This window comes from Microlunatus elymi (assembly GCF_007362775.1).
Lineage (GTDB): Bacteria > Actinomycetota > Actinomycetes > Propionibacteriales > Propionibacteriaceae > Microlunatus > Microlunatus elymi.
Genome location: NZ_CP041692.1, coordinates 4,720,517 through 4,740,471, shown reverse-complemented (window position 1 = coordinate 4,740,471; position 19,955 = coordinate 4,720,517). Strand labels below are relative to the sequence as shown.

The window sequence follows — 19,955 nt, the reverse complement described above, 5'->3', positions numbered from 1 at the left end:
AAGGGCCGAACCCCGGATCGCGTCAGCTCAGGAACGGGCGTAGCGCGGCGGCCGTTTCGACCGCACCCATCGCGTGGTTCGCGCCGCCGGGCACCTCGATGAATTCGCCGTGGGGAACCGACTCGGCGACGTAGCGGGCACCGTCGATGAGCATCGGCCAGGTGTCGGCGCCGGCGATCGCCAGCACCGGCTGGGACAGTGAACGGACGGCCTGGCTCGGCGCCGGATCGGCGGTCAGGGTGGCGTCGTAGACGACGGTTTGTCCGACCGCCTCCAGCGCCGCGAACATCGGCGTCCGGCGCATGTCGTTGACCATCTCCGCCGGTGCGCCGACGCCTTCGATCTGGAACGTCGCGACCGCGTCACCGAGGCGACCGGCCGCCACCAGCCCGGCCAGCTTGTCGACCAGCTCGGACTTGATCACGGTATCGCCGCGCCGGAACGGCGGCTCGTACAGGGCGATCCGGTCGACCGGCAGCCCGGCGGCCGCTGCCGCCAAGGCCAGGTGGCAGCCGGAGGAGTAGCCGAGCACCGCGACCGGGCCGCCGACTGCGGCGATCACCGCGGCCAGGTCCTCGACCTCACGTTCGATCCGGTACGAGGCCACATCGGCCGGGGCGATCGCATCGGTACTGTCGCCGCGACCTCGCCGGTCGTAGCGCACCACGGTGTGCTCGGCGGCGAATTCGGCCGCCAGGTCGTCGAAGACGCCGCGCAGACCGAAGGCGGGAGAGACGCAGACCAGCGCTGCGCCGCTGCCGCTCCCCTCGTACGCGATCACGGTGCCGTCGGCGGAGGTTGTCTTTTCCATGACGCTTCCTCGAGTTGGTGATGACTGATGCCCCTTGGTCGAAGCGGATCAGCCGATCTGGACACATTCTGCTCAACTTCTGCTGCGATTTCTTCCGCGGTGTCCTGGCAGGCTGAGCTCGTACGACCGGGGACCGAGTCGGCTCACCGGCCGAGCCCGCAATGAGGAGATGATCATGCGCTATCTGTTGTTGATCAGCGCCGACGAGTCCCGGATCGACGACGGCGAACCGTCCGACGAGGCGATCAAGGTATTCACCGACTGGATGGACGATCTGGTCCGCCGCGGTGTGCTGCTGAGTCACGAGGGACTGCAGCCCAGCCGGACGGCGACTACCGTACGGGTCCGCGACGGCCACACCCTGCTCACCGACGGGCCGTACATCGAGGCGAAGGATCAGATCGGCGGGATGGCGATCGTCGAGGTTGATGATCTTGATGCCGCGATCGCCATTGCCGCCGGCCATCCGGCCTGTGCCTGGGGCCAGGTGGAGGTCCGGCCGATCCGGCAGATCGCCTCCTCGTGACCGAGGCCGAGCCCGCTGTTGCCGCACTGGTCGATCGGCTCTTTCGTGATCAGTGGGGCAGGTTGCTGTCGATCGTGATCGGGCAGACAGGCGAGATCGAATTGGCGGAGGAGTGCGTGCAGGAGGCATTCGCCCAGGCGCTGGACCGTTGGCCGTCGGCCGGGATCCCGGACAGTCCCGAGGGCTGGCTGGTGACCGCTGCACGACGACGAGCGGTGGACCGGATTCGTCGAGATCGGGTCGGCCGGGACAAGCTGCGGATCATCGCCGGCTCCGACCACTCCGCGCAGGCCGGCGCCGGGCAACCAGCACAAGATCAACTGGAGCAAGATCAACTGGAAAGCGGAGTTGCCGACGAACGGTTGCGACTTCTCTTCACCTGCTGCCATCCGGCGCTGGCCGTCGAATCACAAGCCGCTCTGGCGCTGCGGACACTGCTCGGGCTGTCGGTGGCCGAGATCGCCCGGGGTTTCGGGGTCAGCGAAGTGGCGATGGCCAAGCGGCTGACGCGTACCAAGATCAAGATCAGGGACGCCGGCATCCCTTACCGGGTGCCGCCTGCGGCTCAGCTGGCCGAGCGTATCGACGGTGTCCTCGGCGCGATCTACCTGCTGTCCAACGAGGGCTACGCCGGCACCGGTGGGGATCGGCTGATCCGCGGCGACCTTTTTCGATGAGGCACTGCGGTTGGCAGATCTGGTCGCTCGGTTGATGCCGGACGAGCCGGAGGTGATCGGGTTGCAGGTGTTGTTGATCTTGCACGCCGCGCGGGCGACAGCCCGGATGAACCCGGATGGCGTGCTGATTCCGATGGAGGAACAAGATCGACTCCTGTGGGATCGCGACATGATCGGCAACGGACTGCGACTGCTGGTGCAGGCCCGCCATCGGGATCGACCGGGACCGTACCAGCTGCAGGCGATGATCGCCGGCTGCCACGTGATTGCCGCACGCGCGGAGGAGACCGACTGGGCCCGGATCGTGATCTTGTACGACGCGCTGCTGGCCGTGGCGCCGTCGCCGACCGTCCGGCTGAACCGGATCGTCGCGATCTCGATGCGAGACGGACCCGGGGTCGGGCTGGCCATGCTGGCTGAAGCAACGCCGGACACGCTGCCGGATGATCATCTGCTGCCCGCAACCCGGGCCGATCTACTGCGCCGGCTAGGACGGTCGAGTGAGGCGGAAACTCAATACCGCAAGGCGATCCGGTTGACCAGCAACGGCGGCGAACGGAGCTATCTGCGCCGACGCCTCAGCGAACTGACGTGAACGCGGCGTAGGCGTCGCGGCCGTAGAGGACGAAGATCACCCGCTCGACCGAGGTCGCGCCCTCTCGCGCGGTCGTCACCGCGATCCGAGCGGCGTCGTCCATCGGCCAGCCGTAGATACCGGCCGAGATGGCCGGAAACGCGACCGAAACGGCGCCGACTTCGTCGGCCACTCGCAAGGATTCGCGGTAGGCCGAGGCGAGCAAGTCCGAGCGATCCTCGGACTTGGCGTAGACCGGCCCGACGGTGTGAATCACCCAGCGCGCCGGCAGCCGTCCTGCCGTGGTGGCGACGGCCTGCCCGGTCGGCAACCCGCCGGGAAACGTCGTACGTCGGATTTCCCTGCAGGCTTGGAGAATCTCCGGTCCACCGCGCCGATGGATGGCTCCGTCAACCCCGCCGCCACCCATCAGCGACGAGTTGGCCGCGTTGACGATCGCATCCACCGACTGCTCGGTGATGTCGCCCTGAACGAACTGCAACTCCGGCATGCGATCACGCTAACGCGTCGCCGAGATCGGTACGGATTCGGGAGAACACGACGATGTCAGTCGGTTCGTCGGCGGTCAGCCCCGCCCACCGCAACACGCCTTCGCGGGCGAAGCCGGCCCTCTCCGCAACCCGTTGGGAGCCGACGTTGCCCACCGCTGCCCGCAACTCGACCCTCCGGAAGCCCTGCTCGGTCAGCGCCCAGCGACTCAACAGGTCCACCGTCGCAGACGTCAGTCCGCGACCGCGCGCCCAGCCCGCCGTCCAATAGCCGACCTCGACGGTACGTGCCCGCCAGTCGGCCTTCTTCAGATCGATCACTCCGGCAAGCTGTCCGTCAACCTCGACCGCTCGGACGATTCCCTTGCCCGATCGAAGTGTGGCCGGAGCGACTTCGGTGCAGAAGAACGCCGCATCCTCAAGCCGGTAAGGATTCGGCAGCAACGGCAACCAGCGCAGGATCTCCGCGTCCACCGCTGCGGCGACCGTCGGCGCGTCCTCGGGCAGCAGTTCGCGCAGGGACACCTGATCCCGGCTGATCGTCTCGTTCGGAAAACCCGCTCGCGGCCCGTTCACCCGCCGGACCCTAGCGCCGGCCGTCGCTGACCACCACCGCAAATTCCAGCTCGAGCTGGATTCTGACGCCGTAACCTGCCGGGGCTGTCCGAGGTCGGCGGGGAGTGAGCCTCACAGACCACGACGGGTGAAGGTCAGGTGCGTTACGCCACTCGGCGAGCAGATCGACTCGATCTGGTAGTCGGCCTCCTGGCCTTCGAGGCCGTCCCAGAGACGCGATCCGTGGCCGAGCACGATCGGGACCACGACGGCATGCAGATAGTCGATCAAGCCGGCGGCCATGAAGTCGCGGATCACGGTCGCTCCGCCGCCGATCCGTACGTCGGCATCGCCCGCTGCTTCGCGCGCGGCCGCCAGCGCCTCGGCGGGCGCGGCGTCGATGAAGTGGAACGTGGTGCCGCCGTCCATCTCGAGCGGCGGACGGGGATGGTGGGTGAGGACGAAGACCGGTGTGTGGAACGGCGGATTCGAGCCCCACCAGCCGGTCCAGTCCGCGTCGTCGTGCCAGCCGGGGTAGCCATACTTGCCCGCACCCATGATCTCCGCGCCGATCCCGGTGTCGGTGTCCTGCGTGTAGAGATTGTCTACGCCGCGGCTACCGCCGGTGTGCTGCCAGGCGTGCGTGGCGGTCATCCACTCATGCAGCCGGTGCCCGGCGTGACCCATCGGGGTGTCTTCGGTCTGTGGTTCGCCGGCGCCGAAACCGTCGAGCGAGATCGAGAAATTGTGGACTCGTACGAGTGACATCGCAGTGCTCCCATGCCGGCCGGACGTGATCGGAACCTCAAGGTCACATCTTTCCCGAAGCCGGTCGCGCCGTCGAACGGTAACCGCAGGGGAGGTCCGCTTCGGGGCGGTAAGAACGTCGGGCGAGATCGCATCCAACCCCTGGTTCTGCGGGGTTCTGGTCATCTCGTCCGACGTTCTTACAGTCTTCGGCGGGGACAGTCCGCACGATCGGCAACACGCGGCCCCCACTGGCAGATCCCGCCCCCGCGGTTCTATGTTGGGAGAGCACTTAACGACCACTCGTACGCCAAATGACCGGGACGGTGATCCGGACCGGCTGGGCGCCGGACCAGGAATCGCAGGGAGTCTTGACCAACGACCAGGGTGTGTTGACCAACGATGTCGTCATCACGGGATTCGGGGCGATCACACCGGTCGGCAACGACCGGGAGAGCACCTGGCAGGCGTTGCTGGCCGGGCAGTCCGGGGTGGCTCCGATCAGCGCGTTCGATTCCAGCGAGTTGGGCGTGCACATTGCCGCCGAGGTGAAGGGGTTCGACCCGTCACAGGTGCTGACCGGCAAACGGCTGCGGCGTTCGGCCCGCTTCACCCACCTGGCGGTCGCGGCAGCCCGGGAGGCCGCGCTGGACGCCGGGATCATTCCCCCGGAGGCGGACCGCCCGCGAGACGAACGGGACAAGGTCGAGCCGGTCGAGGGGATCGATCCGCACCGGGTCGGAGTGGTGATCAACGCCGCCTGCGCCGGCTTCGACACGATCGAGCACGCCACCCGGCAGGTGCTGGGAGACGTCGGCGGCCGGGTCAGCCCCTACTTCGTGTCGTCGTCGCTGACCAACATGCCGGCCTGCGAGGTCGCCATCGATCTGGGTGCGCACGGCCCCGTCACCGCCAGTGCGCTGGCCTGCGCCAGCGGCGTCTACGCCTTCCTGGAGGCGCGGCGGCTGATCCTCGCCGGCGAGGCCGACGTCGTGGTCTGCGGCGGGACCGACGCGGCGATCACCCCGGTGATGTTCCACGGCCTGCAGACGATGGGTGCGCTCAGCAAGTACGACGGTGACCCGGCCAAGGCGTCGCGGCCGTTCGACGCCGAACGCGACGGGTTCGTCTTCGGTGAGGGTGCGGTGGTGGCGGTGGTCGAGTCGGCCGACCACGCTCGCCGGCGCGGCGCCCGGGTCTATGCCAGCGTTGCCGGCGGCGCGTTGACCGCCGACGCCTTTCACGTCAGCGCTCCCGAGCCCACCGGCAGCTTCGCCGCGCATTCGATCACCAACGCCCTGCGCAGCGGCGGCGTCAAGCCCGACGAGGTCGACTACGTCTGTGCCCACGGCACCTCCACCAAGGCCAACGACCGGACCGAGACGGCAGCCTTGCATCAGGCGTACGGAGAGGCGGCCGGCAAGCTCGCGATCAGCAGCCCGAAGTCGATGGTCGGGCACCTGATCGGTGCGGCCGGTGCTCTCGGTGCCCTGGTGTCGGTGCTGGCGATCCGGGACCAGATCGTGCCGCCGACGATCAATCTGGACACCGCCGATCCGGAGTGCGACCTGGACTACGTACCGAATCAGGCCCGGCGGATGCCGGTCGGGGTGACCGCCACCAATGCGTTCGGTTTCGGTGGGCAGAACTGCGTCGCTGTCTTCAGCGCTCCGGAATGATGGACGAACGGCCGACCAGAGGGGGAATCGATGTCGTACCGCTATGACAGCAGGGCCTACCGCGCGACCTTCGACGCGAACTTCAATTACCTGGCAGGGTTCTGGCGCAACGTACGCCGCTTCGGCGATCGGCCGGCGCTGATCGATCCCGGGTTGACCGGGGAACGGCGGAGCTGGTCCTACGCCGAGCTCGGCGACGAGGTGACCAGGCTGGCGCAGGGACTCGCCGATCGCGGCGTACAACCCGGCGATGTGGTCACCTTCCAGCTCTACAACTGCGCCGAGTTCGCCCAGCTCTATCTCGCCGTCGAACAAGTCGGTGCGATCGCATCGCCGATCAACTTCCGCTTCTCACCCGGCGAGACCGCGCACGTACTCGACGACAGCCGACCGGTGATCTTCGTCTACGACGCGTCGTTGAGCGAGCAGGTCGGCACCGCGATCGAACTGGCCGATCATCGTCCCGGCACCTTGATCGCGGTCGGCGGTGAGCCCGGCATCGACGGAGCCGAACGGTACGAGGAGCTGGCGTCCGAGACCGGATTCGACACCCCGCACCCGACCACCGCGTGGGACGAGACGCTGCGGCTCTACACCTCCGGCACCACCGGTATGCCCAAGGGCGTCTCCCTGAACAACGCCGCCGAGGTGCTCAGCGCGCACGACGTGATCATGCACTTCCCGCTGGCGCCGCAGGACAAGACCCTGAACATGACGCCGTGGTTCCATCGCGGCGGCATCTCGTCGGCCGGTCCGCAGCCCGTGTTCTACGTCGGCGCGGCGTCGGTGATCTTGAAACACTTCGACGCCGACGCCGTACTTGATCTTGTGCAGAGCGAGGGGCTGACCTACCTGATCGGCGCCCCGACCAACCTGGCGCTGCTGGCCGCCGCGCAGGAGGCGAAGCCGCGCGATCTGTCCACGCTGCGCGGCATCGTCACCATGGGCGCCCCGCTGGAGCGTGCCGCCTGCCTGCGCTACCAGTCGGTGCTCACCCCACGAATCTTCAACGGGTACGGGACAACCGAGGCGTTCTGGAACACCTTCCTGCGGCCGGCGGACCTGCCTGATCATGCCGGCACCGCCGGGCAGGCATGCACCGACGACGACGTCCGGGTCGTCAGCGTGTACGAGGATCGGCCGGCCGAACCGGATGATCTTGTCGCCAAGGACGGCGCGACCACCGGCGAGGTGATCATGAGATCGCTCAAGTCGGGTTATGCGTACGTGAACAAGCCGGACGAACAGCAGGCGAAATTCCGCGACGGCTGGCTCTACTCCGGCGACCTCGGCACCTGGGACGCCAGCGAGTTCGTCACCATCGTCGGCCGCAAGGACGACATGATCATCTCCGGCGGGGAGAACGTGCATCCGGTGCAGGTCGAAGAGGTGCTGAACGAGCACCCGACGGTGACCGACGCGATCGTGATCGGGCTGCCGGACGAGCGCTGGGGCGAGATCGTCGTCGCGTACGTGCAGACGAATGATCATGAGCTGACCGCCACCGAACTCGACAAGCACTGCCTGGCCAGCCCGATGCTGGCCGACTTCAAGCGCCCTCGCCGCTACCGCTTCGTCGACGATCTGCCGCGCACCGCGACCGGGAAGAAGATGCACTACGTGATCCGGCAGCGCCTGAGCGACGCCGCCGAAGTTGATCAACTGCAGGTCCCGTAGCGGTTGTCCCCCGCGCGAGCTACCCGGACTGTCCACCACAAGGCGACGATTTGCCGGCGCCATCTCCGTAGCGTCAGAGACGGGTGAACAACCGTCCTCTACAGCGTCAAGGAGACATCGTGCAGGTAGTGAAGCTGCTCAAACAGCTCGGCCAGCTGGCAGTCGTCGAAGCCATCGCGTTGCTCGGCAACCGCGCGGTCGCCGCGGGTGACCGGGAACGCCGTGCTCACGCTGACGGCCGGAGTCGCGACCGCCGTGGCGGCGCTGATCGCGTACGCAGGAATGGTCCGGCGAGGACAGCACGCCAGATGACGCCCTGACTCCACGTGAGCTGGAGGTGCTGCGGCTGATCGCCGACGGCAGATCCAACAGCGAGATCGCGGCGACTCTGGTGATCAGCCGGGAGACGGTCAAGACCTACGTTTCCCGCATCCTCACCAAACTCGACCTGCGCGACCGGGTCCAGGCGGTCGTGTACGCCTACCGCCACGGCATCGCGTCCTGAGACATCAAGCCCGTCAACCGGCCATCCGGGCGGCGAGTTCGGTACGGGAACCGATGCCCAGCTTCGCGTAGACGTGGCGCAGGTGATACTCGACGGTCTTGGGACTGACGAACAGCGCCGCGGCGGCTTCCCGGGTGGTCCGCCCGGAGGCCAGCAGTTGCGCGATCTGGCGCTCCTGCGGGGTCAGTTGATCGACCGGGTTCTCGGTGCGGCGTCGGACGGTGGCACCGGTGGCCGTCAGTTCCTGGCTGCTGGTGTCGGCCCAGGGTGTGGCGCCGAGCCGATCGAAGATGTCGAGCGCTCGGCGCAGATGCGGGCGGGCATCGGTACGTCGCCGGTTCCGGCGCAGCCAGGCCCCGTACGCGAGTTCGGTGCGGGCGGTCTCGTACGCGTCCGGTGACTTGGCGTGCCACTGCAACGCGGCCTCGAAGTGGGGCTCGGCGGCCGGCTCGTCCCGCAGGGCCAGGGTCCGCTCGCCGCGGGCCAGCGACCAGGGCTGGCCCTTCGCGCGGGTCAACGCGACGAAGTCTTCGGTCATCTTGCTGAGTTCGTCCTGCTCGACGTCTCGGCCGAGGTGGCGTTCGCACTCGATCAGTTCGGGCACACACCATTGGTCCGGATCGGCGAAACCCGTCTCGGCGAACCAGCTCTGCAGCAGCCGGTAGTGTTCGACGGCCTCGTCGGGTCGGCCGAGACCGGCGGCAAGATCGCCGCGGGCGAACGTCAGCCAGAACGAGGCCAGCCGGATCCGCCGCTCGTCGGCGATCGGCTCGGTTGCCGAGATCAGTTCCAGGCAGCGGTCGGACTGGCCGCGACGCGCATACAACCAGGCCATGCCGGCCTGTCCGACCGCGAGGTCGGTGCTCTGGCCGGTCTCGCGGGCCAGCCGGATCCCTTCCAGGTAAGCGGCTTCGGCGTCGCTCCAGCGGTCGGAGGTGGCGGCATCACGGCCGATGTGCATCAGCAGGTAGGGCAGCGATCCGAGCGCGGCCTGCTCCCGGGCATCCTCGATCGCCGCGTCGACGAACTCCCGGACCGGGCCGGACTCGCGCATCCACAACGCGCTCTGAACCCGCAGCGGCATCCGGAAGCGTTCGGCTCGCAGCTCTTCGCTGTCGGCCACCCGACCGGCCGTGCTGCGGATCAGTCCGGTGCCTCGGGCACCGTCCCCGGCGATGATCAACGCCATCCCGCTGGCCAGCCTGCCGAGGGCCAGGCTGGCCGCGTCGGTGGTGGATGCGGTCAGGCAGTCGATGCGGTCGGCGGCCAGTCGTGCCGGTTCGGGCGTGCCGAGATAGAACGCGACGTGGATCGCGTCGGACAGCAGCCGGATGCTTGCGGCCGGGTCCTGTTCCATGATCAACTCGGCCGCGTCGAGCAGCGTCAGCAGAGCGTGATCCAACCGACCGGCGCGGCTCTCGACGGCGCCGCGCAGCTCGTAGAGGTGGATCCGGGTCGGTGCCGGCGGATCGGCGCCGATCGCCTGGTTGACCAGCCGCAACGTACGGTCGGGCTGGCCGGCGGACCAGGCAGCGTCGGCTGCCTCGACGAGCCGCCGCATCCCGATCGTCGGCTGCGCGCTCAGCGCCGCGGCTCGCTCGTACGCGTTGGCGGCGACGGCGTGAGCGCCTTGTCCGGCGGCACGCGCGGCGACGTCGGCCAACGCCGCCGCCGTCGTCTCGTCGGGATCCACGGCGCTGGCGGCCAGATGCCAGGCGAGCCGGTGCACTTGCTCCGTGCCGAGCACCCGAGCCAACGCCCGATGTGCGGCGCGGCGCTGCTGGGGCGTCGCGGCTCCGTAAACCGCCGACCTGATCAACGGATGCCGGAAGCGAAGTTGATCATGATGGATCCGTAGCAGGTCGGCGTCGATCGCCTCGCCGAGGCAGTGCTCGTCGACCCCGAGTTCGTGACAGGCGGCGTACACGGCGGCGGCACTGCTGCAGTCCGCGGCGGCCAGCAACAGCGCGGTCCGGCCGCTGTCGCTGAAGCCGGCGACGCGGGCGGCGAAAGCCCGGCTGAGCCGATCGGAGACGGCCACCGGGAAGTCCTCCGGGACGGCGTCCAACTCGTCGACATGGTCGCGCAACTCCAACAGCGCCAATGGATTCCCGCCGGTCAGCCGATGCCACCGGAGCAGTTGATCCGGTCGGATCGGCAGGTCGCCGATCAGGTCCTTGGCCGCAGGCAGGTCGATGCCGCCGATCGGCAGCACCGGCAGGCTCAGCCAGGGTTCGCCTCCGGGCGCACCGGAGCGTACGCCGGCGAGCAGCGCCACCGCGTCGGCGGCGAACCGCCGTGCCACGAACGTGATCGCTTCGGCCGAAGACTCGTCCAGCAGGTGTGCGTCGTCGATGATGATCATGGTCGGCCTGTCCTCGGCGGCCATCGTGATCAGGTTGAGGGTGGCGGCACCGATGGCGAAGCGCTGCGGTCCGACGGTCCCAGGATCGTCGTCGGCCGGACCGCCGAGCAGCAGCGCGGTGGACAGCGCACGCTGCTGGGCACGCGGGATCCGCTCCCGCAGATCGAGGATCGGCCGGAGCAGTTGGAACAGACCGGCGAAGGGAATCTGCTGCTCGGCCTCGGTGGCCTGGACTCGCAGCATCCGCATCGAACCGGCCATCGATGCGGCCTCGGTCAGCAGCGCCGTCTTGCCGATGCCGGGATCGCCGGTCAACACCAGGACATGACTGTCGCCCATCCGCGCGCCGGCCAGCAGCGTACCGATGGTTCTCTGCTCGGTCTCCCGCCCGGCCAGCATCACCTCAGTCTAGGAAGCTGCGTCCGCTCGCGGGGCCGAACGACTAGGTGGGGCACCGGATGCGACCGGAAGTGCCGGCGACTTAGCGTCGGTACGCCGCGTCCGGTTGCGGTCTCGGCTCAAGATCAATTGGCTATCTTTCCAATGGGGGAAGGAAATCATGACGGAACTGAAGGAACCTGCGGCGGTCGATTTCGACAAGCTGATGGCTTTCGTCTTCCGCTGCGTCGACGAGGTCGGCGCCAGTCTCACGACCGCTCAAGTCGTGATGGGCGACCGGCTGGGCTACTACCGGGCGATGGCCGACGGGTCGACGACACCCAGCAAGCTCGCCCAGGACACCGGCACCGCCGAACGGTACGCCCGGGAGTGGCTCAACGCCCAAGCGGCCGGTGGGTTCGTCAGCTACGACGCCCAGGACGGCAGTTACCTGCTGCCGCCGGAGCAGGCGATGGCGATGACCGACGAATCCAGCCCCGCCTATCTGCCCGGGTTCTTCCAACTGGCGTTGGGATCGCTGGCAGCCACCGAAAAGATCATCGACGCCGCTCGCACCGGGGACGGCTACGGCTGGGACGAGCACAACCACGATGTCCACGAAGGCTGTGAACGGTTCTTCCGGCCGGGCTACAACGCGAACTTGTTGACCGAGTGGCTGCCCGCGCTGGACGGTGTGGTGGCCAAACTCGAGGCCGGTGGACGGGTGGCCGACATCGGCTGCGGGTTCGGCTCCTCGACCATCATCATGGCTGGTGCGTTCCCGGCCTCGCGTTTCACCGGCTCGGACTATCACGCCGACTCGATCGCCGCGGCGCGGGAGGCGGCCCGGGCCGCCGGGATCGACGACAGGGTGAGCTTCGAGCAGGCGGCCGCGGCGGCGTACAGCGGAAGCGGGTTCGACCTGGTGACCACCTTCGACGCGCTGCACGACATGGGTGACCCGGTCGGCACGGCTCGGCATGTCCGCGAATCGTTGGCCGACGACGGCACCTGGATGGTGGTCGAGCCGATGGCCGGTGATCGGGTCGAGGACAACCTCAACCCCGTCGGCCGGACCTACTACGGCTTCTCCACACTGCTCTGTACGCCGAGCTCGCTGTCGCAGGAGGTCGGGCTGGCGTTGGGTGCCCAGGCCGGTCCGGCGCGGATCCGCGACGTGGTGACCACGGCCGGTTTCACCCGCTTCGACACCGTCGCGCAGACGCCGTTCAACCTGGTGTACGAGATCCGACCCTGAGCTGACGCGACATCGGGGAGCAACCCGGCTTCGGGGGAGCCGGCGGCCTGCGCCCGTGGAAGACCTGCCGTCCGAGGTGTGCCGATTGCACCGTTAGTATTGGCAGGCGCTCCCAGGAGGGTGCTGAATATGACGCTCGTAGCGAGCGGCGTGATGTGCGTGCAGCGCGTCGCGCAGCAGAGCGGATTGTTTGGCACGCTCCCAGGGCGCAGGCCGCGTTAGCTCAGTTGGCAGAGCGTCGATCTTGTAAATCGAATGTCGGGAGTTCGATTCTCCCACGCGGCTCCACAACGTTTCATGATCAACTTCACGGACCGTCAGGCCAGCTGACCTCACCGTCGTCGCTGAGCTTGCCGGTGTCGACGAGTTCGGCGGCGAGGTCGCGGAGCTTGCGGTTGTTGTCCTGGCTGAGTCGCTTGAGGTAGGCGAACGCGGTGTCCTGGCTGATGCCGTAGCGTTCGATCAGGATGCCCAGAGCGACGGCGATGACGCGGTTCGCCTCCAGTGCTGTCCGCAGCGAGGCTATCTCGTTCTCCGCTTCGGCGAGCGCCTCCTGCAGCGCCGCCAGGTCGATGATTTCACGGGTCGGCCGGGAGCCGTCGACCGCGCGAGCGAACTCAACCTGCTGATCGCCGCCCGCACCGCTTTCCACCCGCAACTCCGTTCTTCAAGCCCGCATTCGTCGGATCGGTTCAGTTCCCGCGCCCCGGACAAGAACTGGTCCTCATGGATCCGGCTCGGTTCCATGAGGACCAGTTCCTTGCGGGCGGCGTCCGATCTCAACCACCGCCGTGCAATGAGCCGCCGCCAAGTCGGCCTGGGGCAACGGGTCGAGGTCGGTCGGCCCGGATGCCTGCCGGACGTGACCAACCGGGTTTCAGCGTAGGCGGACGACGGGTATCGCACTTCACCCTTGCGGGTGGCATTTGTCCTCTATGGTGGCCCAATGGTCATCCGAGTGGCATTGGTCAACGACTACGAGGTCGTCGTGCACGGGCTCGCGACGATGCTTCGCTCGTACCAGGACAAGGTCCTGGTGGTGGAGCTGGACGCCGACGGTCAGGTCGATCATCCGGTCGACATCGCGATGTATGACACCTTCGCCAGTAATCAGGGTGACCGGGCCGAGGTACGGAAGCTGACCGCCAACCCACGCGTCGGCAAGGTCGTCGTCTATTCCTGGAACGTCGAGCCGGCTCTGGTCACGGCGGCACTGGACAACGGAGCCAGCGGCTACCTGTCGAAGGCACTGCCCGCAGCCGAGCTCGTAAACGCCCTGACCGAGGTGCACCGCGGCGTCCGGGTGCGACCGGACGGCTCGGCCAAGACGTCGGCCGTCGTCGGCGGAGACTGGCCGGGCCGGGAGGAGGGCCTCACCGCACGCGAGGCCGAGATCCTGGCCCTGATCACCCAGGGGCTCAGCAATCAGGAGATCGCCGAGCGCGCCCACCTGTCGATCAACTCGATCAAGTCCTACATCCGCAGCTGCTATCGCCGGATCGGCGCGACCAGCCGGACGCAGGCCGTCCTGTGGGGCATCGAGCACGGATTCCGTCCCGATCGCGTCGCGCAGCGACCGCCGTCAACCGACGGGCGCTGACCTCGACAACAGCAGCCGGGTGAGTTCCAGCGACTCCTCCGTGCTGAACAGCGGTCGGCGCCGGCGGATCAGGTTGTTCAACACCCATTCGGCTGGTTCGGGGTGACCGCAACTGACCGTGATCGGTTCGCCTCCGCCGGTGCCGTCGAAGGCCGAGTGCATCAGTCCGGTCCGGGTGTCCCACTCGACCGCGCCGCCCTCGCCGACGACCTGGATCGTCTGCTGCAGCTCGTCGGTGTCCGGCCGGACGCGTACCTCGAAGACCGGTGCCTCCTCGTCCGCGGCGTCGGCGGCGTCGGCGGGGGCGACCATGATCAACTCACCGAATCCGGTACGCAGCTCGGCCGGGTCCTCCTCCCGCAACCGATCGCCGTCGCCGATCTCGGTGATCACGCTGGGTGTCGAACCGGTGAGCAACCGGAAGACGTCCAGTCCTTCCACGATCGCGGCCCGGCGAGCGTGGTCGTCGAGCCGCCCGCTGATCATCAGCGAGACGACGTCGAGCCGGCCGAGCCGCCCGGTCAGCTGCTGCACCGTCCGGGTCGCCGGATGTCCGCGATAGGTGTGGGCGGCGATCACCCGACGTCCGGTCGCGTCGGCTGCCGCGGCGACATTCTCCAACCCTGCAAGGGAATCCGCGATCGGCGGCAGCACCAGCACGTCGGCCCCATGCTGCAGCGCGTCGATCACCAGCGGTCCGGGATCCGGTTGGGTCACCGCAACCAGCGTCGGCCGAACCGACTGCAGCATCGCCTGATGATCATCCCAGGTCGGCAGGTCGTAGCGGTCGCCGACCTCAGTCCTGGCCACCGGATCGGGCTCGCTCAGGCCGACGATGCCGACACCCGCCCGGCGTCGTACAGCGGCGGCCAGGAACCACCGATGCCGAGGATCGGCGACGCCGATCAGGCCGACCCGGATCATCCGTTCGCGCATCCCTGTCACGCCTTGTTCAGCAGGTCGGCGAGCACGGCGGCCTCACTGATCTCGGGCTCCTTGGTGCCCGTCAGCAGGGTCAGCTTTCCCTTGGATGCCAACTCCTGCAGGTGTTTCAGCGCGTCGGCGTGATCGGCGTCCTCCAACTCGGAGCGATAGCGACGGCTGAATTCGTCGAACCGCTCCGGTACGTGGCCGTACCACTTACGCAGTTCGGTCGACGGGGCGACCTCCTTGCACCACTCGGTCAGGTCGGCACGCTCCTTGCTGACTCCGCGCGGCCACAGCCGGTCGACCAGCACCCGCCGGCCGTCGTCGTCCTGCGGCTCGTCGTAGACCCGCCGAACCTCGGCCTTCTTCGCCATGGCCCCTCCTCTCCGAAGCCCGCCCCGGTACGCTGCCGCAGGTGGCAGCAGCCGCCGATCGTGTCTCGTCGGCACCCAACAAACCGGTCCAAGGAGAAGCGTTGCACAGCGAAGATCAAGTTCGTCCCGCCGGGTCGGCCACGGTGGTCCTGGCGATGGCCGCCGAGACGGCCGAGCTGCAGTTCGGGCCGGCCGAGTGGGAGCGGCTGCGGTCGATCAGCCGGCCGCAGCAGCGGGTGCTCACGGCCTTCGACGACGCGTCGCTGCCGTTGCTGGCCGATGCGGAGATCTTGATCACCTCCTGGGGCTGCCCGACGGTCGACGACCGGGTGGTGGCCGCGGCGCCGCGGTTGCGCGCACTGGTGCATGCCGCCGGATCGGTACGGGCCATTGCCGGCGACGCGGTCTGGGATCGCGGCATCACCGTGTCGTCGATGGCGGACCTGAACGGTCTGCCGGTTGCGGAGTACGTGCTGGCGATGATCTTGCTGGAGAACAAGCGGGTGCTCGAGTCGATCGAGGAGTTCGCCCGACGTCGAGATCGGCCGACCGGCGACTGGTACGGCGACCGGCTGGGCAACTACGGCAAGACGATCGGGCTGGTGAGTGCCTCGCGGATCGGCCGTCGGGTTGCCGAACTGCTGCGGGCATTCGAGTTCGACGTGATCATCAGTGATCCGTTCTGCGACGCGGACGAGATCGCGGCACTGGGCGCTCGCAAGGTCGAACTCGACGAACTGTTCAGGACCTCCGACATCGTCAGCGTGCACGCGCCGTTGCTGCCGGAGACCATCGGCATGATCAACGCCGACCTGCTGGCCCGGCTGCGCGACGGAGCGACCTTGATCAACACCTCCCGCGGCAAGATCATCGACGAACCCGCGTTGATCAAGGAACTGCAGACCGGACGGATCCGGGCGATCCTGGACGTCACGCACCCGGAACCGCCGGAGCCCGGCTCACCGCTGTGGACGTTGCCGAACGTGGTGCTGACGCCGCACATCGCCGGCTCCAAGGGGGTCGAGGTACGCCGGATGGCCAACGGCGCGATCGACGAGGCGGAACGGATCCTGACCGACCGGCCGCTGCAGTTCCAGGTCCCGCCCGAGCGGCGGCACACCTTCGCCTGAGTTACGACGCGCTCGATCCGGCCGATCCGACGAAGACGGTCCCGTCGCCGGACACCGTGACCTGCTCTCCGGGTCGCAGGAAAGCCGCCTGCCCTTGGCCGATGTGCAGCGTACTGTCCTGTGTGTGCAGGGAAACCGAGCCATCCGTGGACAGCGCCACCCGGCCGAGGTCGTCAGCCGGCAACGTCAGTCCGGCGTCCGGTTCATGATCGACATCGAGCCGCCAGAGCGCAAACTCGGGCGCCGGAGTCTGATAGCGAACGACGCCGGGGGAGTTCTCGACCGTCGGCACCGGTCGGGCCGCTCCCGGGGTGAAGTCCAGCAGCTTCAGCAACTCGTCGACGTCGATGTGCTTGCCGGTCAGACCGCCGCGCAGCACGTTGTCGGAGTTGGCCATGATCTCCACACCGAGGCCGCGCAGGTAGGCGTGCAGATTGCCCGCCGGCAGGAACAGCGCTTGATGCCGGTTCAAGATCACCCGGTTCATCAGCAACGCCGCCAGCACGCCCGGGTCGCCTGGATAGAAACCGGCGACCTCGACCGCCGTCCGCGCAAACCGGCCCGTCGGACCGGTCTCCGCGGCCCACGCCATCGCAGCCCGGACGACGTGATCGACCAGGTCACCGGCATGCCGCATCCGCAGCAGGTCGCCGAACACCTGTTTCAGCTCGGCCGGCCCGCCGCCCTTGAGCGGTGCGACCAACTGCAGCGCGGCCGGCACCTCCAACTCCTCGAACAGCCGATAGGTCTCCGCAGGCTCCCGGAATCCGCAGAGGGCATGGAATTCTCCCAACGCACACAGGGCTTCCGGCTTCGGCCAGTCGTCCCGGTAGGTGCGCTCCGGCGCATTGCGGGCAATTCCGGCCGCCTCCTCGCGGGCGAAACCCTCTTCGGCTTGCTGTCGATTCGGGTGGGCCTGCAGGGACAGTGGCTGGGCCGCTGCCAGCACCTTCATCAGGTACGGCAGTCGCGGCCCGAACTCCTGCACCGGCGCCTTGCCGACCCAGCTCTGGGGATCGGCCTCGATCGCAGCATCGAGCCCCTCGCCGGCGCCGCCATGGTCGACCAGCAGTGACGGAGCCAGCGGATGCGCACCGAGCCACAGCTCGGCCTGTGGCTCACCACTCGGCTCGGTGCCGATGAGCTTCGGGATGGCCGACTTCGATCCCCAGGCGTACGGCTGAATCTTTCCGGTCAGACGCTTCATCGATCCACACCTCTCGTCGATTCCCGAGACCCATCACCGACCGCCAGCAACCAGCGGTCCAGCGTACGGGCGACCGCCAGGGTGTCCTGCCAGGGCACCAGCGGCGACTCCAACTCGCCGGATCGCAGCCGGAACATGACCTCCTGGGCTTGCAGGGTGTAGCCGCCGCCCGGTAGTTGGGTGATCACCTCTTCGGTCTCGGCGTCGGAGCCGGACCCGCGGATGATCTTGAGCACGTCGGGCTTCACCACGTTGTCCAGCTCGACCCGTCCCTCGGTGCAGTAGACGGTGGTGCGGTTGGCCGGATCCGTCTCCAAGGTGGCCAGCAACGAACCGGTGGGTGCCGGATCGCCTTCTGTGCAAGGGAAACGCAGCAGGGCGGCCGCGTGGGAGTCAACGCCGGTGCGGGGGTGATGATGACCGAATCCCAGCAACTCGGCCGGTTCGCCCAGGAACGCGTTGCTGACGTGCGCCGGGTAGACGCCGAGGTCCCAGATCGCGCCGCCGGCCTGCGCAGGGTCGAGCAGACGATGATCATCGGGACCGGTGAACCGGAATCCGAAGCTGATCTCCAGATGGCGCACCGAGCCGAGCTCGCCACTGCGTACCACCTGAACCGCCTTGCGCAGCAGGGGATTCGTCCGCGTCCACAGGGCCTCCATCAGAAACAGCCCGTGCCGTTCGGCGAGCTTGATCAACTCCTCGGTGTCGGCCGCGCTGGTGGTCAGCGGCTTCTCCACCAGCACGGACTTGCCACCCTGGAGGCAGAGCCGGGCCGAGTCGAAATGATCATGATGCGGGGAGGCGATGTAGACCACGTCGATCTGCGGATCGGCGGCCAGCTCGGCGTAGCTGCCGTAGGCCCGCTCGAAGCCGTACTCGGCAGCGAACTTCTCCGCCTTCTCACTCGTCCGCGACGCCACCGCCGCCAACTCGGCCTCGTCCGGCAGCAGCGCCAGGTCACGCGCGAAGACGCCGGCGATGTGGCCGGTGCTCAATACACCCCAGCGGGTCCGATGATTGGTCACGGACCCATCCAACCGCATTTGGTCCCGATGAGCACCGGTCGGCCGCTGGATGAGCGGCTCGCCGAGGCTGGGAATGACACGAGTGTCATTCCCGATTTAGGATGCACCCATGGTGTCAGCGAACGAGGCAGCAGCCCTCCCCGGCGACGAGCCGGTCGGCGAACTCAGCGAGCGCGATGCCGAGATCCTGTCCTTCGAGCGTCAATGGTGGAAGTTCGCCGGCGCCAAGGAGCAGGCGATCCGGGACAAGTTCGAGATGTCGGCCACCCGCTACTACCAGCTGCTCAACGCCCTGATCGACCGTCCCGAGGCGCTCGCCGCCGACCCGTTGTTGGTCAAGCGGCTGCGCCGGCTGCGCGCCACCCGGCAGCGCAACCGCTCCGCCCGCCGCCTCGGCATCAACCTCGACGTCTAACGCCCCGCGAGTTGTCAGCGGGACAGGGCGTTATAGCGCTTCCTGACGCTGACAAGTCGGTGGTTGGATGGCGCCGGTGACCGACATCCTGCATGACGACGAGCTGGCGATCGATCGTGACCTGGTACGCCGCCTGGTCGATCGCGATCTGCCCGAGCACGCGGAACTTCCGCTCAGCAGGCTCGGCGCCTCCGGCTCCAGCAACGCACTCTTCCGACTCGGTGATGATCTCCTGGTGCGGATGCCGCGCCAGCCCGGTGGCAGCGGCTCGATCAACCTCGAACGGCGTTGGTCGCCGCTGATGGCCGCCAACCTGCCGGTCGAGGTGCCCGAGATCCTCGCCGTCGGCGAGCCCGGCTTCGGCTATCCGGAGCACTGGTCGGTGGTGCGCTGGATCGACGGCCGGCATCCCGACGTGGTCGGGCCCGACCACGCGGCCGACGAATCCCGTACGCAGTTCGCGGGCGACTTCGCCGACGTTCTCCTCGCGCTCCGCGAGACCGAGGTGCCGGCGGACGCGTACGCCGATCCGGCCTTGCGCAACTATCGCGGCCTGCCGCTGATCACCCGCGCCGAGGCGACCCGCCGCGACATCGAGGCCTGCCGCCGGATCGACGGCCTCGATCTTGATCTTGATGCGGCGCTGCGGTTCTGGGAGCAGGCGATGCGACTGCCGGGTGTCGCCGACGAAACGCCACCGCGCTGGTATCACTGCGACCTGCTGGCCGAGAACCTGCTCGTCCGCGACGGCCGGCTGACCGCGGTGCTCGACTTCGGCGGGCTGGCGATCGGCGATCCGGCCATCGATCTGCACGGTGTCTGGGAGCTCTTCGATGAGCCGAGCCGGGAGATCGTGCGCGAGCGCGCAGGCATCGACGAGGCCGAGTGGCAGCGTGGCCGGGCCTGGGCGCTGTCGATCGCGGTGATGACGTTCCCGTACTACTGGCACACCATGCCGCAGCGGTGCGCGAGCCGACTGGCAATGGCCCGCAACGCGCTGGCCTGACTCGGCC

General features: G+C 68.1%; 21 protein-coding genes, 1 tRNA gene and 1 pseudogene. 12 read left to right on the top strand and 11 right to left on the bottom strand.

The genetic code is table 11. The annotated features are described in order from the left end of the window. Positions 1-22: 22 nt before the first annotated feature. Positions 23-811, bottom strand: coding sequence for an alpha/beta fold hydrolase (locus FOE78_RS21635; protein WP_143988097.1), 789 nt, complete (start codon positions 809-811; stop codon positions 23-25). Between the two features lie 175 nt (positions 812-986). Here FOE78_RS21635 and FOE78_RS21630 point away from each other — a divergent pair, with 175 nt between their 5' ends. The 3 genes from FOE78_RS21630 to FOE78_RS24330 are packed head-to-tail and all read left to right on the top strand — an operon-like array spanning position 987 to position 2,609. Continuing rightward, a complete protein-coding gene (locus tag FOE78_RS21630; protein WP_143988096.1) occupies positions 987-1,337 on the top strand; it encodes a YciI family protein in 351 nt (116 codons plus the stop codon). Next, on the top strand, positions 1,334-2,014 hold the full coding sequence (locus FOE78_RS24335; RefSeq protein WP_228265945.1) for a sigma-70 family RNA polymerase sigma factor: 681 nt from the start codon (positions 1,334-1,336) through the stop codon (positions 2,012-2,014). Before FOE78_RS21630 ends, FOE78_RS24335 begins: the two co-directional genes overlap by 4 nt. A 10-nt stretch (positions 2,015-2,024) precedes the next feature. Then, a complete protein-coding gene (locus FOE78_RS24330) occupies positions 2,025-2,609 on the top strand; it encodes an RNA polymerase sigma factor (RefSeq protein WP_228265944.1) in 585 nt (194 codons plus the stop codon). Here FOE78_RS24330 and FOE78_RS21620 read toward each other — a convergent pair. From FOE78_RS21620 to FOE78_RS21610, 3 genes are all read right to left on the bottom strand, one after another. Beyond that, positions 2,593-3,099, bottom strand: coding sequence for an O-acetyl-ADP-ribose deacetylase (locus FOE78_RS21620; protein WP_143988095.1), 507 nt, complete (start codon positions 3,097-3,099; stop codon positions 2,593-2,595). The two genes, FOE78_RS24330 and FOE78_RS21620, sit on opposite strands and share 17 nt — an antisense overlap. 4 nt (positions 3,100-3,103) lie before the next feature. Continuing rightward, on the bottom strand, positions 3,104-3,673 hold the full coding sequence (locus FOE78_RS21615; RefSeq protein ID WP_168207625.1) for a GNAT family N-acetyltransferase: 570 nt from the start codon (positions 3,671-3,673) through the stop codon (positions 3,104-3,106). A gap of 111 nt (positions 3,674-3,784) precedes the next feature. Then, positions 3,785-4,420, bottom strand: a complete 636-nt coding sequence (locus FOE78_RS21610; protein WP_143988093.1) for a dihydrofolate reductase family protein — start codon at positions 4,418-4,420, stop codon at positions 3,785-3,787. Positions 4,421-4,713: 293 nt separating this feature from the next. Between FOE78_RS21610 and FOE78_RS21605 the strand changes: the two genes are divergently transcribed. Together FOE78_RS21605 and FOE78_RS21600 are read left to right on the top strand one after the other, a co-directional pair. Next, positions 4,714-6,078, top strand: coding sequence for a beta-ketoacyl-[acyl-carrier-protein] synthase family protein (locus FOE78_RS21605; RefSeq protein ID WP_143988092.1), 1,365 nt, complete (start codon positions 4,714-4,716; stop codon positions 6,076-6,078). 30 nt (positions 6,079-6,108) lie between these two features. Next, complete coding sequence (locus FOE78_RS21600; RefSeq protein ID WP_143988091.1) at positions 6,109-7,755, top strand: class I adenylate-forming enzyme family protein; 1,647 nt, start codon at positions 6,109-6,111, stop codon at positions 7,753-7,755. Between the two features lie 98 nt (positions 7,756-7,853). Here the strand turns inward: FOE78_RS21600 and FOE78_RS24495 are convergent, their stop codons facing one another. Continuing rightward, positions 7,854-7,985 (bottom strand): hypothetical protein, encoded by a 132-nt coding sequence (locus tag FOE78_RS24495; RefSeq protein WP_266094996.1) that lies wholly within the window; start codon positions 7,983-7,985, stop codon positions 7,854-7,856. 83 nt (positions 7,986-8,068) lie between these two features. Here FOE78_RS24495 and FOE78_RS21595 point away from each other — a divergent pair. After that, a pseudogene (locus FOE78_RS21595) lies at positions 8,069-8,260 on the top strand (response regulator transcription factor); the annotation flags it as partial. Between the two features lie 13 nt (positions 8,261-8,273). Here FOE78_RS21595 and FOE78_RS21590 read toward each other — a convergent pair. Next, a complete protein-coding gene (locus FOE78_RS21590; protein ID WP_143988090.1) occupies positions 8,274-11,024 on the bottom strand; it encodes a helix-turn-helix transcriptional regulator in 2,751 nt (916 codons plus the stop codon). A gap of 160 nt (positions 11,025-11,184) precedes the next feature. Between FOE78_RS21590 and FOE78_RS21585 the strand changes: the two genes are divergently transcribed. Both FOE78_RS21585 and FOE78_RS21580 read left to right on the top strand, forming a co-directional pair. Beyond that, positions 11,185-12,261 carry a class I SAM-dependent methyltransferase gene (locus FOE78_RS21585; protein ID WP_143988089.1) on the top strand — a complete coding sequence of 359 codons (1,077 nt, stop codon included), beginning with the start codon at positions 11,185-11,187 and terminating at the stop codon, positions 12,259-12,261. A gap of 212 nt (positions 12,262-12,473) precedes the next feature. Next, positions 12,474-12,549 (top strand) — tRNA-Thr (locus FOE78_RS21580). 19 nt (positions 12,550-12,568) lie between these two features. Here FOE78_RS21580 and FOE78_RS21575 read toward each other — a convergent pair. Then, on the bottom strand, positions 12,569-12,913 hold the full coding sequence (locus tag FOE78_RS21575; RefSeq protein ID WP_168207624.1) for an ANTAR domain-containing protein: 345 nt from the start codon (positions 12,911-12,913) through the stop codon (positions 12,569-12,571). Positions 12,914-13,207: 294 nt separating this feature from the next. On the opposite strand from FOE78_RS21575, the gene FOE78_RS21570 reads away from it, so the two are divergent. Further along, positions 13,208-13,861 (top strand): response regulator transcription factor, encoded by a 654-nt coding sequence (locus FOE78_RS21570; protein ID WP_143988087.1) that lies wholly within the window; start codon positions 13,208-13,210, stop codon positions 13,859-13,861. Here the strand turns inward: FOE78_RS21570 and FOE78_RS21565 are convergent. Continuing rightward, the gene (locus FOE78_RS21565; protein WP_143988086.1) at positions 13,844-14,797 is read right to left on the bottom strand and encodes a Gfo/Idh/MocA family protein; all 954 of its coding nucleotides are present in this window, start codon (positions 14,795-14,797) and stop codon (positions 13,844-13,846) included. The two genes, FOE78_RS21570 and FOE78_RS21565, sit on opposite strands and share 18 nt — an antisense overlap. Before the next feature lie 5 nt (positions 14,798-14,802). Next, positions 14,803-15,162: a DUF488 domain-containing protein gene (locus FOE78_RS21560; protein WP_143988085.1), complete on the bottom strand. Its 360-nt coding sequence runs from the start codon at positions 15,160-15,162 to the stop codon at positions 14,803-14,805. A 41-nt stretch (positions 15,163-15,203) separates the two neighbouring features. On the opposite strand from FOE78_RS21560, the gene FOE78_RS21555 reads away from it, so the two are divergent. Next, positions 15,204-16,292: a hydroxyacid dehydrogenase gene (locus tag FOE78_RS21555; RefSeq protein WP_143988084.1), complete on the top strand. Its 1,089-nt coding sequence runs from the start codon at positions 15,204-15,206 to the stop codon at positions 16,290-16,292. A 1-nt stretch (position 16,293) separates the two neighbouring features. On the opposite strand, the gene manA is transcribed toward FOE78_RS21555, so the two are convergent. Together manA and FOE78_RS21545 are read right to left on the bottom strand one after the other, a co-directional pair. Then, on the bottom strand, positions 16,294-17,499 hold the full coding sequence (gene manA / locus FOE78_RS21550) for a mannose-6-phosphate isomerase, class I (protein WP_143988083.1): 1,206 nt from the start codon (positions 17,497-17,499) through the stop codon (positions 16,294-16,296). Then, positions 17,496-18,527 (bottom strand): Gfo/Idh/MocA family protein, encoded by a 1,032-nt coding sequence (locus FOE78_RS21545; RefSeq protein WP_168207623.1) that lies wholly within the window; start codon positions 18,525-18,527, stop codon positions 17,496-17,498. Before FOE78_RS21545 ends, manA begins: the two co-directional genes overlap by 4 nt. A 109-nt stretch (positions 18,528-18,636) precedes the next feature. On the opposite strand from FOE78_RS21545, the gene FOE78_RS21540 reads away from it, so the two are divergent. After that, entirely contained in the window at positions 18,637-18,942 is a 306-nt protein-coding gene (locus FOE78_RS21540; protein WP_143988081.1) for a DUF3263 domain-containing protein, read from the top strand. 76 nt (positions 18,943-19,018) lie between these two features. Further along, positions 19,019-19,948, top strand: a complete 930-nt coding sequence (locus tag FOE78_RS21535; protein ID WP_168207622.1) for an aminoglycoside phosphotransferase family protein — start codon at positions 19,019-19,021, stop codon at positions 19,946-19,948. The last annotated feature ends 7 nt before the right edge of the window (positions 19,949-19,955 follow it).